The following is a 16,531-nucleotide window of genomic DNA, read 5'->3' as shown; positions in this document are numbered from 1 at the left end:
GCCTCATGCGAGCAATCGCAGCCGCGTCGGCCCTCATGGCCGTCCCTGCGCCCTCGGAGGCGACCGCCCCCGCCCGAGCTGCGTCCGCCACCGGAAACGGGCTGGACGCGGTGTCGGATCTGAATGCGATATCGGATCCGACGCCACCGATCCTCATCGGACTTCTATGAGGTCCGAGAATCAGGAGACATCGATATGACCACCACCGTCTACGACGTGACCACCTTCCCCGCGTCGGTGCCCGCAACGACCGACATCGGCCGGGTCATCAACGAGATCCTCGCGCAGGTGCACGCGGAGCAGACGAGTCAGACGACTCGTCCCGGTGCCGTCATCTACATTCCACCGGGCCACTACGACCTGCTGACCAGGGTCGTCATCGATATCAGCTACGTCCAGATCAAGGGCTCGGGTCACGGGTTCCAGTCCCTGGCGATCCGTGACGAGTCCGACACGACAGGATGGGTGGATACGCTCCCCGGCGCGAGCCACATCCGAGTCCTCAACACCGACGGCGCCCTGGAGGCCTTCCTCGTCAAGCGGGACGCGAGCCCGAGCCAGGCGGGGAGAATCAATTCCGTTGAGTTCCGCGACTTCATCATCGACGGAGTCGAGGCGAGCAAGCCCTATCTGCCCGGGAGCGGGAAGATAGGGATCAATGTCGCGTCGGACAGCGACTCCGTGAGGATCGAGGGAATGGGCTTCGTCTACCTGTCGACGGCGATGGTCCTGCGGGGAGCGGACGCGGCCTGGGTGACGGGGAATTTCGCGGCCGAGTGCGGGAGCTGTCTCGAGCTCACCGGGGCGTCCCAGGTCGTCCGGGTGACCAATAACAGTCTCATCTCCGCATGGGCGGGGGCCTGCGTCCGCGCCGAGCACGCCGAGGGTCTGCTCGTTGAGGGGAACACCCTCGTGTGGCATGGTTCTGTCCACCTCTCCGAGTGCTCCCGCTGCTCCATCGCGTCCAACAAGTTCGTGAGCTCCTGGCCGGGCATGGTATGGATGGAGGGGGCCTGCGACGAGAACCTCATCACCGGGAACCTCTTCACCCGCGTCGACACCGAGAGCTCGAATGACAACGGACACGATGACCTTTTCGGCATGCTCCAGTGCAGCGGAACTGACAACCTCGTATCCTCGAATCTGTTCTCCTACAGGGTCGACGCAGGTCTGCGCCGCCCGGCCTCGGCCATTCCGACGATCGTTCTGGTGAAGTCCGGTGCCGACAACGTCATCATGGGCAACCACGTATGCGGCACCGACGACTACCGGATCGTCCTCGACCAGTCGACGACCGGCACGCGGATCGTCCACTCGGTCCCCCAGACCGCGGTCGAGGCCTACACGCAGGACTACGTCTGCGTTCCCATGCCCTGAACCAGGGCAGTCCCACGCGGACCGCGCCGAGCACGCCGCGGCGCCGCCCCATGCGGGGCGACGCCGCCTCCATGTGCGGGTTCCCACAGCCGCGAGGCCGAACAGCTCCGGTCCCTGGTCGCACGCGCCGCCGTGTAGAGGCACAATCGGACCAGGGCGTGTCGGAGGAGTCCGGTGCGACCCGTCCGTCGTCGGAACGCGAAAAGGACCCACATCGTGGCGCGCAGCATCTACATCGCCTCCCCCAGTGCCGGAACCGGCAAGTCGACCGTGGCCCTGGGCCTGGTCTCCTCCTTGACCAAGGTCGTCGCGAAGGTCGGCGTCTTCCGTCCCTTCGCCGACTCGCGCGACGATCCCTTCCTCTCCCTGCTCCTGGCACGCTCCGGCTCAAGCGCGTCGGCCGCGGATTGCATCGGCGTGACCTGGGACGAATATCACGCGGGCCCCGAGGAGGCGCTCTCACGCATCGTCTCCTCCTATCGCGCGCTGGCCCGCGACCACGACGTCATCATCATCGACGGCTCGGACTACACCGATGTCGCCGGCAGCCCCGAACTCGCCCTCAACGCGCGCGTCGCCGCGAACATCGGCGTCCCGGTCCTCCTGGTGGTCGCCGGGAAGGGCTCCCCCGAGGACGTGCGCACCAGCATCAAGGTCTCGGTGGCAGAGATCGCCAACGGCCACGCCCGGACCGTCGCCGCCGTCGCCAACAAATGCCCGGCCGACACCCGCGAGGCCATCGCCGCCGCGATCGCCGACATCGAGGGGGTCACGACGACGACCGTGCCCGACATCCCCCTCCTGAGCGCGCCGAGCGTGCGCGAGGTCCTCCGAGCCCTGGACGGCACCCTCATCTGCGGCGACGAGGCCCTTCTGGACCGGGAGGCCGAATCCGTCCTCGTCGCCGCCATGGATGTCTCCCACGTCCTGGAGCGCCTCGTCGAGGGGCAGCTCGTCATCGTGCCGGCCGACCGCTCCGCCGCATTGATCTCACTCGCGGCCGCGCAGGCCTCCTCCTCCTTCCCCAGCATGTCCGGCCTCGTGCTCAACGGCGGGTTCGCCCTCGCCCCGCACGCCCTGCGGGTGATCGAGGGACTGCGGATGCCCCTGCCGGTCATCACCTCCCCGCTCGATACCTTCGCCGCCGCCTCCACGGCGGGCTCGCTCATCGGCGAGCTGGCCCGCGGCTCGGACCGTAAGGTCGACGTCGCCGTCACCGCCTTCGAACAGGAGGCCGACGTCGAAGCGCTTCTGGCCGCGATCGAGGTCGAACCGAGCGAGGTCGTCACCCCGATCATGTTCCAGGCCGAGCTCATCGAGCGGTCGAGGTCCGACCGCAAGACCATCGTCCTCCCCGAGCCCGATGACGACCGCGTCCTGCGCGCCGCCGACGCCATCGCGCGCCGCGGCATCGCGGATCTGGTCCTCCTCGGCGATGAGACGGCCGTACGGACCCGGGCCGGTGAGCTGGGCCTGGACATCTCCGCGGCCCGCGTCGTCTCCACCCGCGACCCCGAACTGCTCGAGAAGTACGCCGCCGAATTCGCGCGCCTGCGAGCCAAGAAGGGCGTCACCCTGGAACAGGCCCGCGAGAAGGTCCAGGACGTGTCCTACTTCGGGACCATGATGGTCCACATGGGCGACGCCGCCGGTATGGTCTCGGGCGCAGCCCACACGACGGCCCACACGATCGTGCCCTCCTTCCAGATCATTAAGACCAAGCCGGGCACGGCCATCGTCTCCTCGGTCTTCCTCATGCTGCTGGCGGACCGGGTCCTGGTCTACGGCGACTGCGCCGTCAACCCCGAGCCCACGGCCGCGGAACTCGCCGACATCGCCATCTCCAGCGCCCAGACCGCCCGGCAGTTCGGCGTGGACCCGCGCGTGGCCATGCTGTCCTTCTCCACCGGCACCTCGGGCAAGGGCGCGGACGTGGACAAGGTGCGCGAGGCGACCGAGATCGTGCGCGGGAAGGCTCCCGACCTGGCCGTCGAGGGCCCCATCCAGTACGACGCCGCCATCGACCCGATCGTCGCCGCCAAGAAGGCGCCCGATTCGGTGGTCGCCGGTCGCGCCAACGTCTTCATCTTCCCCGACCTGTCCGCCGGCAATATCGGCTATAAGGCCGTGCAGCGCTCCTCGGGCGCGATCGCCATCGGTCCGGTCCTCCAGGGTCTGAACAAACCGGTCAACGACCTCTCGCGCGGCGCGCTGGTCGAAGACATCATCAACACCGTCGCCATCACCGCCGTCCAGGCGCAGAACTGACGCCGCGAGGCGCGGGTGCGGCCTCACTCCGGGGCCGCGCCCGCCCCATCCTCGAACCCACCGCGCCCGTTCGACGGGCCCCGCCAGAAAGTCAGAAAGGCCCACCGTGACCACCCGGACCGTCCTCGTCATCAACTCCGGCTCCTCCTCTATCAAATATCAGCTGGTCGACCCCGATTCAGGGGAGTCGCTCGCCTCGGGCATCGTCGAGCGCATCGGAGACGCCACCGGCTCCATCACTCACAAGCGCGCCGGGGAGAGGACGGACATCACCGAGCCCGTCCCGGACCACGGCTTCGGCCTGTCCGAGGTTCTGCGCCTGTTCGACGAGCAGGGTCCCAGCTTGGCGCAGGCCCACGTCGTGGCAGTGGGGCACCGCGTCGTCCAGGGCGGCCACTACTTCTCGGGTCCGGCGCTCATCGACGACGACGTCGTGGCCAAGATCGAGGAGCTCGTCCCGCTCGGTCCCCTCCACAACCCCGCCCACCTCAAGGGCATCGAGGTGGGACGCCAACTACTGGCCGACGTTCCCCACGTGGCCGTCTTCGACACCGCCTTCTTCCAGAGGCTCCCCGAGGAGGCCGCTCGTTACGGCCTGAACCGCAAGGTGGCCGATACCTACTCCATCCGCCGCTACGGCGCTCATGGGACCAGCCACCAGTTCGTTTCCGGCGAGATCGCCGAGCGCCTGGAGCGCGACGACCTCAAGCAGATCGTCCTGCATCTGGGTAACGGCGCGTCCGTGTCGGCCGTCGTCGCCGGCCGAGCCGTGGAAACCTCCATGGGACTGACCCCGCTGGAAGGGCTGGTCATGGGCGGACGCACCGGTGACATCGACCCCGCTGCCGTGTTCCACCTGGTGCGCGTAGCCGGCATGTCCATCGATGAGATCGACCACCTGTTCAACTGGGAGTCCGGGATGAAGGGCCTGACCGGCCAGCAGGACATGCGCGAGGTATGGAGGCTCGTCGATGCCGGTGACCAGAACGCTCGCGATGCCATCGACATCTACGTCCACCGTCTGCTGAAGTACATCGGCGCCTACACCGCCGTCATGGGCGGCGTGGATGCCATCACCTTCACCGCCGGCATCGGTGAGAACGACGCACGGGTGAGGGCCGAGTTGTGCAAGCGGCTGGACTACCTGGGAGTACGCATCGACACCGAGGCCAACGCCGTGCGCGCCAGCGAGCCGGTGACGATCTCGACGCCCGACTCCTCCGTCGTGGTCACCGTCTTCCCGACCAACGAGGAGCTGGCCATCGCCCGTCAGGCGCTCACACTCATCTGAACCGCCGATCCGCGGGAAGTCGGAAGCCGGCGAGGACGACGACGCGCCCATCGCGCTCTCGGCCGAAGCCCCGGGCCGGCGACGACACGCCCGGACGCTCCTCGCGGGTGGCTCTAGCAGACCCTGTCTGCTCGGGCCCGGACCGCATACTCTGCACCCCATGAGTGCACCACTGCTGACCCTGAACAACGGCGTCGAATTGCCCGCCGTCGGTCTGGGCGTCTTCCAGTCCTCCGCGCAGGAGACCGCCGACGCGGTCGAGACCGCGCTGAGCATCGGCTACCGGCACATCGATACCGCCGCCGCTTACGGCAACGAGCGCGAGGTCGGCCAAGGCATCCGCCGCTCCGGCGTACCCCGTGAGAACGTCTTCCTCGAGACGAAAATCTGGGCCTCCGACTACGGTCACGACGAGACGCTCCACGCCTTCGACAAGGCCATCGCCAAACTCGATACCGACACCATCGACCTACTCATCCTCCACCAGCCGATGCCCGCCTACTTCTCCCGCACCGTCGCGGCCTATCAGGCTCTCGCGGAACTGTACGAGGCCGGCCGGGTCCGCGCTATCGGTGTGTCTAACTTCACCGAAGAGCTCCTCGACCGTCTCGCCGAGTGGACCGACACGGTTCCGGCCGTCAACCAGGTCGAGCTGCACCCCTACTTCTCCCAGCCGGAACTGCAGGCCTACCACCGCGCCCACGGCATCCTGACCCAGGCCTGGAGTCCCATCGGCGGCATCACCTTCTACCCCGGCTGGGGCGAGGGCCGTCACTCGGTCATGGACGACCAGACCCTGCAGCGGATCGCCGCCGGCACGGGCAAGTCGGCGGCCCAGGTCATGCTGCGCTGGCATCTTCAGCAGGGACGCTCAGCCATCCCCAAATCGACTAATCCTGAACGCATCGCGCAGAACTTCGATATCTTCGACTTTGAGCTCTCCGCGGATCAACTCGTGGCGATCGACGCCCTGGACCGCGGCGTGCGCAATGGGCCGGATCCGACAGCCGACAACGCCAGGTACATGGAACTCACGATCCCCGAGGCCTGAGGACGGCTCAACGCGTCCACCCCGGTCCGTCGGGCACCGCGCTGCCGTGCTGGAAGGCGATGGCCGCCGCCCGGGCCCGGTCGTCGGCCGCCTCGTTCATGGGGTGGCCGATGTGCCCGCGCACCCACTCGAAACGGACGTCCCGTCCGGCCAACTCACGATCGATCTCCTTCATGAGGTCGTCGTTGAGGACGGGCCTGCCGTCGGCCTTGCGCCATCCGCGCCGTTTCCAGCCCTTCATCCACTTCGTCACCGAGTTGATGACGTATTGGGAGTCGGCCTGGACGAGAAGATCCTCCCCGGTGCGGGCGGTGGCGCGCAGAAGCTCCAGGACCGCAGTGAGCTCACCGCGGTTATTCGTCGACTCCGCCCACCCGCCGGCGGCCCAGCACTCGTCGTCCACATACCAGGCCCATCCGGCGGGACCGGGGTTGCCGAGGGCGGAACCGTCCGCCGCAGCGATGATCGTCATGTGCGCACCCTACCCGGACCCGCGGCATCCGGCCCGAGCCCCGGCGTCAACCCGCCAGACCGGGCAGGAGGTCCTTCAGACCGGTGGCCAGCATTCCGATGGAGATCGCCGCCAGGATCATACCCATCAGGCGTGTCATAATGACGCGCAGAGTCAGGGACATGTGATGGCCGATGGCACTGGAGAAGTAGAGCACGGCGCCCAGCAGCGCCAGGACGACGATCAGCGCGAGCGCCACCATCAGCTTGTCGGAGGCGCCCTGGCCCTGTGAGATCATGACAATGATCGTCGTGATCGTGCCGGGGCCCACAATGATCGGGAAGGTCATGGGGTAGAAGGAGACGTCGGCGGCCACGGCCCGCTCGGCCGCATGATCCTTCTCCGCCGAGGTTCCCTCGTGAGCGCTCGCCCCGTGCCCGCTGAGCATGCCCAGCGCGATGGTGAGCAGGACGAGCCCGCCGGCGACTCGGAAATCGTCAACACTCACCCCGAACAGCTTCAGCAGCGCGCTGCCGGCCACGGCGACCACCGCGCACATGGCGGCGCTGAGCGCCACGGTGCGCCAGGCCGTCCGGCGTTGCTGGGCGGCGTCCTCCCCACTGGTCAGGCTCAGGAACAGGGGCAGGTTGACGAACGGGTTCATGATGGCGAAGAAGGCGCCCAGGGCCTTGAAGAGCAGCGCGGTGTCCACAAGGCAGCATCATGCCCGCCGGCCTCGCTTATGGCGAGCTACGACGAGGCGACGCGACTGCGGCCCCTTACCGGCGGCACCCCGCACAGCGGCCGAGATCGTCACACCGATCCCGTAATACGTGTCACCTTGTTAGGTATGGTGGATGACGCTGGGCGACGGCCGCCCGCTACCATCCGATCAGAGGAGTCTCATGACCCCGCTCCCCGCCTCGCTCCCCGGCGCTGCCGGCTCGACGCTCATTGACGCCCGCTGGTACGACTACCTCCCCATCGCCGTGTACTTCGCCTTCGTCATCGGCGTGGGATTCATGGCCAAGCGCAAGGCGGCCTCCTCCGACGAATTCCTCACCTCGGGGCGTTCACTGCCCGCCTGGGTCACCGGCATCGCCTTCGTGTCGGCCAATCTCGGCGCTGTCGAGATCATGGGCATGTCCGCCAACGGCGCGCAGTACGGCCTGCCGACCTTCCACTACTTCTGGATCGGCGCCATCCCGGCCATGATCTTCCTCGGCCTGGTCATGATGCCCTTCTACTACGGCTCGAAGGTCCGTTCGGTGCCGGAGTTCATGTTCAGACGCTACGGGACCGTTGCGCACCTGATCAATGCGCTGTCCTTCGCCCTGGCGCAGCTGCTCATCGCCGGCGTCAACCTCTATCTGCTGGGCTCCATCGTCCAGCGCCTGCTGGGCTGGCCGCTGTGGGTGGCGCTCATCGTCGCCGCCATCATCGTCTTCTCCTACATCACCCTCGGCGGGCTGTCCGCGGCCATCTACAACGAGGTCCTCCAGTTCTTCGTCATCGTCGCCGCCCTGCTCCCACTCACCCTCATCGGGCTGCACCGGGTCGGCGGATGGAACGGTCTGAAGGAGTCGATCACGGCCGACGCCATCGCGCACGGCACGAGCGCCTACGCCGACCCCTCCGCCCAACTCCACTCCTGGCCCGGCGTTCTGCTGTCCGGTTTCAGCTCCTCGACGCTGTCCGTGATCGGCATCGTCTTCGGGCTGGGCTTCGTGCTGTCCTTCGGCTACTGGACGACGAATTTCGTCGAGGTCCAGCGCGCCATGGCCGCCGATTCGATCTCTTCGGCGCGCTCGGCCCCTATCGTCGGCACCTTCGCCAAGATGTTCGTGCCCTTCCTCGTCATCATCCCCGGCATGGTCGCCGCGGTGCTCGTCAGCGAGATCCACGGACTCAAGCTTGCCACCCTGGCCGGTGCCGAGGCTCCGACCGGGGACATCAAGTACAATGACGCCGTCCTCCTCCTCATGCGCGATGTCCTTCCCAACGGCCTACTGGGACTGGCCATCACCGGCCTGCTGGCCTCCTTCATGGCGGGAATGGCGGCCAACATCTCGGCGTTCAACACGGTCTTCACCGTCGATCTCTACCAGCGCTACATCAACAAGGACGCTGACGACGCCCGCTACCTGCGCATGGGGCACATCGCCACCGGGGTGGCCACACTCGTCGCAATCTTCACGGCACTCATCGCTTCGAGCTACTCCAACCTGATGGACTACCTCCAGCAGCTGTTCTCCATGTTCAACGCCCCGCTGTTCGCCACCTTCATCCTCGGCATGTTCTGGAAGCGGGCGACGAACCACGGCGGCTGGGCGGGTCTGACAGCCGGAACGCTCTCGGCGCTAGTCGTCAACATTCTCAATTGGCAGCACATCGTCGACTTCCCCGGGCAGGGCGCGGCCTTCCTCGCCGCGGGCTTCGCCTTCACCGTCGACATCGTGGTGACCCTGGTCGTCTCCCTGGCCACGACGCCCCGGCCGGAGGCTCAGCTCAAGGGATTCGTCTACTCCTCGACGCCCGCATCGCAGCGGCACGATCCGAGGGCAGGCGAACTGGCCTGGTTCCGCCGCCCCGTGCCTCTGGCGATCCTGTCGGGAAGCCTCGTCGTCCTGCTCAACCTCGCCCTCCACTGATCCACCACCGATCGGAGCCACCCAATGAAAGCACGCACCCGCTCGCTGGCGGACATCCGCATCGTCATCGGCGCCGTCCTGACCATCATCGGCCTGTTCCTGATCATCTGCTCGGCATTCCTCAACGGCCCCGACGAGATGGCGAAGACCGGCGGCGTCAATGCCAACCTGTGGTCCGGCCTGGGCCTGACCGTGATCGCCGCTCTCATGATCCTGTGGTGGACGGCGTCCCCGGCCGGTGAGTCCGGGGATGAGAACATCACCGGCATGCCGGAGTCGGAGGTCGAGAAGGGTCGTCAGCGCGACCGACGGGAACCGGTCGACGGCCGGTCGGCACGCTAGCGGCACCGACGACGACGGCTCGTAGGCGTCGGGGGGTGCGCCTGCGGCGTGTACCCCCCGACGCCTACGAGCCGTCAAGGGCCGAGGCGGACCGACGGCTCAGGCGTCGAGGTCGGTCTCAAGCAGAGCCTTGAGTTCGCCGAGCGCGCCGTCGGCACCGTCGGCGTCGGAGGCCAGAGTGACGACGTCGCCGAAGCCGGCCCCGAGCGTCATGACCCCGAGGATAGAGGAGGCGTCGACGGGGGCGCCGCCCTCCTTGGCGATGGTGACGGGGACGCCCTTCTCGGCGACGGCCTTGACGAAGGTGGCGGCGGGACGGGCGTGGAGGCCGACCTTGGAGGCGATAGTGGCGGTGACCTGGGCCATGGAGTTGCTCCTAACGGGGAGGGAGCCGGCGGCGACGGCGGAGCACCCGCGCCTGTGCGCCGATGCGAGACCGGCCGGCGGCTGATGACGGCTTCACACTACCCGACTTCGGCGGCCAATGGCGCTGTACGGATGCACGATGACGCACGAATGGCATATCACAACGATCCGTCCGTTGCACACCGACGAGTGGGGCGCACGACGGATGGACTACGAGACGCAGCAGCGAACCGGCGGGTGTCCTCGTCCTCAGCCGTGCGTCGAGGTGCCGAACAGGAGATTGACCTGCCTGTTGTACTCCGTCAGTGTCGAGGCGGGGACCCGGTTGGCCCATATGTCCTCCACCCCCGGCTTCATGATCGCCTTGACGCCGGCCCCGAAGTAGGTCAGCGGGAAGAAGAAGGTCGTGCCGTTCTTCACGTGATCCGTGAAGGGAGCGTTGGGCAGCCCGGCCTCCTCGAAAACCGTGATGGCCTTACCGGTCGAAGCGGTGATCGCGGGGAAGACGATCCCGTAGGAGGCGACGATGTCCTGCGCCTCCCGAGTGCCCAGGAATGCCACCCACTTGGCGGCTCCCTCGATGTTCTTCGACTGCTTGACAACCGAGTCCCCAGCCCGTTGTACAGCGACTGGCTGGTCCCGTTGAGCCCCACGGGCGTGGGAACGATGCCGACGTTGACATCGAGTTTGGCGAAGGTGGTGAACATCCACGCCCCGTGAACGGCCATCGCGACCTTCCCGGAACCCATCTGGATATCCGTGCTCGTGGCGTCAGAGAAAGCTCCGTTAGGATTCATGAATCCTTTGTCGACGAGCCCGAAGTACCAGTCCATAGTGCTCTGAAAGCCAGGGTCGTCGTAGCGGTAGTGCGTCCCCCATGTCTCCTTGTCCGTGTAGTACCAGTCACCGGTTGAGGCGGTGAATGGGCTCCACTGGGTCTGCCCGTCGGCGTCTCCGGAGTTCTGAATGCCGATTCCGTAAATCGCGATGCGCTCCGGGTTGAATCCGGGCTCGTCGCTGCGCACGCCGTTGACGTCGACGGTCAAGCGAGCCAACGCCTTCTCGAAGGTGCCGCCGTCGTCCGGATTCCATTCCAGGCCGGCCATATCCTCCTGTGACAGGCCGGTGGAGGGCGCCATGTCCTTGTTGTAGAAGATCGCCTCGGTGTCCCAATCCTTGGGGCAGCCGTACTGATGCCCGTCCTCACCCTTCCACAACTCGAGCAGGCCCTCCTGGAAGGCGGAGACATCGACATCGACCCAAGCAGCCTGTTCCTCCAGGGGCAGGAGGACGTCGAGGTCGACGAGCTGAGCGAACTTCTGAATGTGATCGGCGAAGGCGTCGGGACCGGTGCCGGCGATGAAGCCGGCGGTCAGCTTGGTCCAGTAGTCGTTCCAAGCGGTGATGTACGTAATGATGCCCAGCGTCGTAATGGGCGCCTTCGCCATGGGCAAGACGAGCTGAAGGAAGACACGGACCTTCGAGGCGCCGTCGGGCAGCGCCGCCTCCTCGAGCTCTCGTGGGATGTTCATGAAGAACTGCTTGAGGAAGAACACCGCGAAGGGCGTCATGAACATGATCGGCAGGGCGACGCCCAGAAGTGAGTCGACGAGGTGGAGCTGCTTGACCAAGACGAAGTTCGGCAGCAACGTGAAGATCTGGGGCACCATGAGAACACCGAGGAAGACTCCGAAGATGAGATCGCGTCCTTTCCAACGCAGCCGTGCGAAGGAGCAGGCGGCCATGGCGGAGAAGAAGACCTGACCCACGGTGACGAGGGTGGCCACGACGACGGAGTTGCGCAGGTAGAGCCAGAAGTTGATGGCGGCACCGGAGCCGCCGTCGTCGAGAGCCTCCTGCGTGGTTTGCATGCCGAAGACGCGCTCGAAGCCGCGCACGTTGACGTCGACGGGCAGGACCGAGGCGGGGTCGGAGGAGATCCCGGCATTCGAGGACAGCGCGGTGCGAAGGACCCAGTAGAGCGGTAGGACCGTGGTGATGAGGATCGCGATCATCATGATCCAGGCGAGGGCTCGGCCGACGCTCGGCCTCCTGCGGGCCTTGGAGTCGGACGTCCTTGAGCAGTCCGACGGCCATGGCCGAGGCGTAGCCGAACTGGAAACGACTGAAGGCCATGTCGTAGATGTAGTACTGCAGGACGCGGGTCGCGTTGACGGGACCGCCCTGGGTGGTCACCGAGACGGTGTCGAAGACCTGGAAGGAGCCGATTATCGTCATGATGAGGACGAGCGTCAGGATCGGACGCAGCAGCGGCATCGTGATCCTCCAGAACATGGTCCACTGGCTGGCGCCGTCGACCTTGCCCGCCTCGTAAACAGTGCTCGGGATCGCCTGGAGGCCGGCGAAGATAAGAAGGGCTGTGTAACCCATGTGCCTCCACACGTTGATCAGCGCAATCGTGGGGATGGCCAGGGCTGAGCTGAAGAAATTGACGCTCTCCCCCGTCAGCGCCCGGATGATCTCATTGGAGATGCCCAGGGTGTTGCCGAGGATCCACAGCCATAGCATGGCGACCACGACGTTGGACACGAGGTAGGGCGTCAGCACGATGGCCCGCATGAAAGTCGACCGGGTCAGGCGCTGCATGAGGACGGCGATGAGCAGAGCGACGGCCGTCTGAACGCCGATGTTGATGATCACGTACTCCAAGGTCACCTTGACGGCATTCCAGAAGACCGAGTCGTTCAGCATGCGCTTGTAGTTGTCGACACCGGTGAAGGTCGCTGGAGTGAGCAGGTTGTACTCGGTGAATGACAACCAGACGCCCCGGATGAGAGGCCAGATGTAGAAGGCAACGAGCCCGATGCCCGCCGGGAGGATGAACGCCAGGCCGAGTACCCGGTCGTCCTTCGGTCGCCGGCGGAGGGCCGCCCGAGTGGGTAGGGGCATCGGATGGTTCTCCATTCTTCGTTGAGGGAGGCCGGGTGCGGACACGGCGCCCGCACCCGTGAGCGGGCGGCCGAGTCAGTCGGTGAGACGGGTCAGGACGCCTCCAGCGCGGTGACGCGCACGAGAAGCATGTGGTCGGGGTGGATGACGGGCAGAGCGATCCCAGTGGTCGTCAGGTAGGAGCCGGGCAGCCGCACGCCCCCGGGGCGGGTCCAGGCGGCCGGATAGTTCAAACCTTCGTAGACGGGGGTCGCGAGCCGCACATGGTAGATGCGCGCGGAGTCCAGACCGGGCAGAGGGCGCGGCGCCCCGGGCCAGGTGGTGGTCTGAGCCAGGCCGGTGAGCTGGTAGAGCGCGTCGGTACGGTCCGGGGAGACGACGCCCTCAATGCGCACGGCCTCGTCCTCGTCCGTATCGGCGTGCACGAGCTCGCCGGCGTGCAGCAGGGGGCGCAGATTCTTGTGCACAGCGATGAGGGCCGCGAGAGCGCGCTTGTCCTCCTGGGAGGCCGAGCGTAGATCCCATTCGACACCCATGTGTCCCCACAGCGCCTGGCCGGCACGGAAGGGCAGGTCGAGATTGCGCAGGCTCGTGTGGTCGCGGCCGGAGCCCACGTGGGTGCCGACGAGCTCGGGCGGCAGCAGCAGCATGGTGGCGCGGTTGATATCGGCACGGTCGTGGGCGTCGTTGCAGTCCGACGCCCACACCCGCTGGGTCCGCTCCATAATCCCCATGTCGATGCGGCCGCCCCCTCCGGCGCAGGATTCGACGTCCAAATCGGGGAAGCGTTCGTGAAGGGCGTCCAGCAGCCGGTAAAGGGCCAGGGTCTGGTCGTGGACGGCGGGCGCCCCATGGCGCGCACCCCCTCCGGTGCCGACCGCCATGTGGCCCGCGGCCAGGATCGTGGAGTTGTGATCCCACTTGATGTATGCGATGCCCAGGGCGTCCACGAGGCCGGTGATCGCGTCGTACAAGTAGTCCCAGGCGCCCGGTGCGGTGAGGTCGAGGACTCTCTGGTCGCGATGCTCGACCGCCCCGCCGGCACCGTCGGACAGGATCCAGTCGGGATGGGCGCGGGCGACCTCGGAGTCGCGGTTGACCATCTCGGGCTCGAACCACAGGCCGAACTCCATGCCCAGGCCGCGCACGTGCTCCGCCAGCGGCGCCAGGCCCGCGGGCCAGGCCTGCGGCGAGACCTGCCAGTCGCCCAGGCCCGACGTCGAGTCGCGCCGAGAGCCGAACCAGCCGTCGTCGAGCACGAAGCGCTCGATGCCGATGGTCGCGCCTCGTCCGCGAGTGACATGAGGGCGCCCGGGTCGTGGTCGAAGTAGACGGCCTCCCAGGAGTTGAGCAGGACCGGGCGGGGGCGGGCGGGGTGGGAGGGCAGAGCGCGCAGGTGCGCGTGGGAGCGGGAGGCCAGGGCGTCGAGGCCCTCGCCCCAGGAACCGACGACCCATGGGGTGGTGTAGGAGTCGCCCGAGGCCAGGACGATCTCGCCGGGGTGGAGGAGCTCGCCGGCTCCTAGGAGCCGGTATCCCTGAGGCGGGCGGGTCGCCAGGATGCGGGTATTGCCGGACCAGGCCAGGTGCACGCCGTGGACGCGACCGCGACGCCAGCCGAAGCCGGATGCACCCGCGACGAGCCAAGTGGCGGCGTCGTGTCCGGGGCGGCCCTCCCAGGACTCACGTAGTCGGGGCCCGGGGCGAAGGGGGTGCGCACAAGACGTCGCTCGAAGCCGTGGTGGCCGGTCATATCGAGCAGCTCGACGGCGTCGGAGGGGACGGGCAGCAGCAGGGTGACCTCGTCAACCTCCAACGGGGAGGCCCCCTCCTCGGCGACGTCGGCGACCCGCGCGCGCACCCGCACCAGGCCGGTGGGCTCCAGACGGATCTCGGTGACGACGTCGATGCCGTGAACGGCGTCGACTCCCCGCGAGACGACGACATCGGCGGCGCCTCCCGGTCCCTCATCCATCGTCACCTCGTGGGAGACGGAGTCGACGTGGGCGGAGAAGACGGAACCGTCCTGCCGGTGAAGAAGGAGCGCGGGACGGGCCGACCAGCCCAGATGCGGCAGGGGCAGCACCGGCAGGTCGGAGGCAGTCCAGGTGCGGTTGGTTTCCGTGCTCATCGTCTGGGCGGTACGCAGGTCCGTCAGGGCGGCGTCCCCGAGGTCGCCGAGATCCTCACCCCAGTGGCGCACGACGAGGAAGCGGTCCGGCAGCAGGTCCAGAACCGCTGAGGTGCCGCCGCGGCGCAAGTGGTGAGGAAGAGCCTCGATGGTGGCGGTGGGGCGGGAGTCGCTCGTCGAGTTCACAACGCTCCTCCGTGAACGTCGATTCCGTTCGGCGCCGGGTGCGCCGGACGCGTCGCCGCTGGGACCGGTAGTCGCAGACCGCCCACGGCGGGATCGGGAGGAACTCTACGATATTTTTGTATCGAAAAAAGTCAGTCGTGACTGTTCCGGGCGCGTGATCAACCTCAGCTCAGCGAGTTCAGCTCGGATCGTACGGAGCCAGGACGACCTCGACCCTCTGAAGCTCTTTGACGTCGGCGTACCCGGTGGTCGCCAGGGTGCGACGCAGCGCCCCCACGATGTTGACAGTGCCATCGGCCCGGTCCGAAGGGCCGGACAGGATCTCGGCCATAGTCCCGACGGTGCCCACGAAGCTGCGGTAGCCGCGCGGCAGGCGCTCATGACGCGCCTCGGCTCCCCAGTGGTAGCCTCCTCCGGGCGCCTCCGCCGCGCGCGCGAGAGCGGCACCGAGCATGACGGCATCCGCGCCGCAGGCGATGGCCTTGACAACGTCGCCAGAATTGCCTACCGAACCGTCTGCGATGACATGGACGTAGCGTCCGCCGGACTCGTCGAGGTAATCGCGACGGGCGGCGGCGACATCGGCTACGGCAGTGGCCATGGGCATGTGAAGACCCAGCACCTGACGCACGGAGGAGGACGCTCCGCCGCCCTGCCCCACCAGGACCGCAGCGGCACCGGTGCGCATGAGATGGAGGGCGGCGGTGTAGGTGGTGACCCCGCCAACGACGACGGGCACGTCGAGCTCGTAGATGAATCGTTTGAGATTGAGGGGCTCAGCGGCGCCGGAGACGTGCTCGGCGGAGACCACCGAGCCGCGGATGACGAGAAGGTCGGCACCGGCCTCGACGGCAGTGCGCCAGTGCCGCTGGGTCTGGGCGGGACTGAGCCTCCCGGCGACGACAACGCCGGCCTCACGGATCTGCGTCAGACGAGCTGTGATGAGTTCGGAGCGCACAGGGACCCGGTAGACCTCCTGCAGCACACGGGTGGCCTCCTCGGGCACGGCCCGCCGAATGCGTTCCAGAGCCTCGGCGGGGTCGTCGTAGCGCGTCCACAGACCCTCGAGGTCGAGCACGCCGATACCGCCCAGACGACCGATGAGGATAGCAGTGGCGGGGCTCATCACCGAGTCCATGGGTGAGGCCATGACGGGCAGGTCCACGTGGTAAGCGTCGAGCTGCCAACCCACACGAACGTCATGCACGTCCCGGGTGCGACGGGCGGGGACGAGCGCGATGTCATCGAAGGAGTAGGCCTGTCGGGCACGCTTGGACCGCCCGATCTCGATCTCACCGCTCATAGCGGCATCGTATCCGCCGATGAGAGCTGCAGACCGCGCGGCGCCCCTGTCGGGGTTCGTATCCGGACATGGCTGACGGTGTGTGGTGGTGGTTGTTAGGGTGGGGTCATGGTTGATCTGGAGCGAGTGGAGTCGTCGTTGCAGGAGGATCTGCTGGGGTATCACCAGTATTATCCGATGGGTGCGGGGCATGGGATAAGTGGGG

Annotated in this window: 12 protein-coding genes and 4 pseudogenes; 7 read left to right on the top strand and 9 right to left on the bottom strand. The window is 67.1% G+C overall.

Going from position 1 to position 16,531, the window contains the following annotated elements; genetic code table 11:
* Nucleotides 1-195: 195 nt before the first annotated feature.
* The 4 genes from HMPREF9062_RS05015 to HMPREF9062_RS05000 all read left to right on the top strand — a co-directional run bounded on the left by HMPREF9062_RS05015 (nt 196) and on the right by HMPREF9062_RS05000 (nt 5,987).
* Complete coding sequence (locus HMPREF9062_RS05015; protein WP_009748967.1) at nt 196-1,377, top strand: NosD domain-containing protein; 1,182 nt, start codon at nt 196-198, stop codon at nt 1,375-1,377.
* Between the two features lie 216 nt (nt 1,378-1,593).
* Nucleotides 1,594-3,645 (top strand): phosphate acetyltransferase, encoded by a 2,052-nt coding sequence (pta, locus tag HMPREF9062_RS05010; RefSeq protein ID WP_009748966.1) that lies wholly within the window; start codon nt 1,594-1,596, stop codon nt 3,643-3,645.
* A 106-nt stretch (nt 3,646-3,751) separates the two neighbouring features.
* Complete coding sequence (locus HMPREF9062_RS05005; protein WP_009748965.1) at nt 3,752-4,936, top strand: acetate/propionate family kinase; 1,185 nt, start codon at nt 3,752-3,754, stop codon at nt 4,934-4,936.
* A 160-nt stretch (nt 4,937-5,096) separates the two neighbouring features.
* On the top strand, nt 5,097-5,987 hold the full coding sequence (locus tag HMPREF9062_RS05000) for an aldo/keto reductase (RefSeq protein ID WP_009748964.1): 891 nt from the start codon (nt 5,097-5,099) through the stop codon (nt 5,985-5,987).
* Nucleotides 5,988-6,003: 16 nt separating this feature from the next.
* Here HMPREF9062_RS05000 and HMPREF9062_RS04995 read toward each other — a convergent pair.
* Both HMPREF9062_RS04995 and HMPREF9062_RS04990 read right to left on the bottom strand, forming a co-directional pair.
* Nucleotides 6,004-6,459, bottom strand: a pseudogene (locus HMPREF9062_RS04995) (RNase H family protein); the annotation flags it as partial.
* 46 nt (nt 6,460-6,505) lie between these two features.
* Entirely contained in the window at nt 6,506-7,150 is a 645-nt protein-coding gene (locus HMPREF9062_RS04990; RefSeq protein ID WP_009748962.1) for a MarC family protein, read from the bottom strand.
* Nucleotides 7,151-7,343: 193 nt separating this feature from the next.
* On the opposite strand from HMPREF9062_RS04990, the gene HMPREF9062_RS04985 reads away from it, so the two are divergent.
* Nucleotides 7,344-9,089 (top strand): sodium:solute symporter family protein, encoded by a 1,746-nt coding sequence (locus HMPREF9062_RS04985; protein WP_034253776.1) that lies wholly within the window; start codon nt 7,344-7,346, stop codon nt 9,087-9,089.
* A 24-nt stretch (nt 9,090-9,113) separates the two neighbouring features.
* On the top strand, nt 9,114-9,431 hold the full coding sequence (locus HMPREF9062_RS13545; RefSeq protein ID WP_009748960.1) for a hypothetical protein: 318 nt from the start codon (nt 9,114-9,116) through the stop codon (nt 9,429-9,431).
* 99 nt (nt 9,432-9,530) lie between these two features.
* Here the strand turns inward: HMPREF9062_RS13545 and HMPREF9062_RS04975 are convergent, their stop codons facing one another.
* From HMPREF9062_RS04975 to HMPREF9062_RS13530, 5 genes and pseudogenes are all read right to left on the bottom strand, one after another.
* Nucleotides 9,531-9,797, bottom strand: coding sequence for an HPr family phosphocarrier protein (locus HMPREF9062_RS04975; RefSeq protein ID WP_009748959.1), 267 nt, complete (start codon nt 9,795-9,797; stop codon nt 9,531-9,533).
* Nucleotides 9,798-10,046: 249 nt separating this feature from the next.
* On the bottom strand, nt 10,047-10,217 hold the full coding sequence (locus HMPREF9062_RS13825) for a hypothetical protein (RefSeq protein ID WP_009748958.1): 171 nt from the start codon (nt 10,215-10,217) through the stop codon (nt 10,047-10,049).
* The gene (locus HMPREF9062_RS13820; protein WP_009748957.1) at nt 10,214-11,815 is read right to left on the bottom strand and encodes an extracellular solute-binding protein; all 1,602 of its coding nucleotides are present in this window, start codon (nt 11,813-11,815) and stop codon (nt 10,214-10,216) included. The genes HMPREF9062_RS13825 and HMPREF9062_RS13820 overlap by 4 nt, the downstream gene beginning before the upstream one ends.
* A gap of 133 nt (nt 11,816-11,948) precedes the next feature.
* Nucleotides 11,949-12,377, bottom strand: a pseudogene (locus tag HMPREF9062_RS13535) (carbohydrate ABC transporter permease); the annotation flags it as partial.
* Nucleotides 12,378-12,799: 422 nt separating this feature from the next.
* A pseudogene (locus HMPREF9062_RS13530) lies at nt 12,800-14,127 on the bottom strand (alpha-galactosidase).
* Here HMPREF9062_RS13530 and HMPREF9062_RS13525 point away from each other — a divergent pair.
* Nucleotides 14,083-14,232, top strand: a complete 150-nt coding sequence (locus HMPREF9062_RS13525; RefSeq protein ID WP_253270772.1) for a hypothetical protein — start codon at nt 14,083-14,085, stop codon at nt 14,230-14,232. The pseudogene HMPREF9062_RS13530 and the gene HMPREF9062_RS13525 overlap by 45 nt on opposite strands.
* 18 nt (nt 14,233-14,250) lie before the next feature.
* Here HMPREF9062_RS13525 and HMPREF9062_RS13520 read toward each other — a convergent pair.
* Both HMPREF9062_RS13520 and HMPREF9062_RS04955 read right to left on the bottom strand, forming a co-directional pair.
* A pseudogene (locus HMPREF9062_RS13520) lies at nt 14,251-14,909 on the bottom strand (glycoside hydrolase family 36 N-terminal domain-containing protein); the annotation flags it as partial.
* A gap of 292 nt (nt 14,910-15,201) precedes the next feature.
* Nucleotides 15,202-16,326, bottom strand: coding sequence for a GuaB3 family IMP dehydrogenase-related protein (locus HMPREF9062_RS04955; RefSeq protein WP_009748952.1), 1,125 nt, complete (start codon nt 16,324-16,326; stop codon nt 15,202-15,204).
* Nucleotides 16,327-16,531 lie beyond the last annotated feature (205 nt).

Origin of the sequence: Actinomyces sp. oral taxon 448 str. F0400 (assembly GCF_000220835.1) — a bacterium.
In the GTDB taxonomy this organism is placed as follows: domain Bacteria; phylum Actinomycetota; class Actinomycetes; order Actinomycetales; family Actinomycetaceae; genus Actinomyces.
The sequence above is the reverse complement of the archived record's forward strand: the minus strand, read 5'-3'. Positions and strand labels throughout refer to the sequence as shown.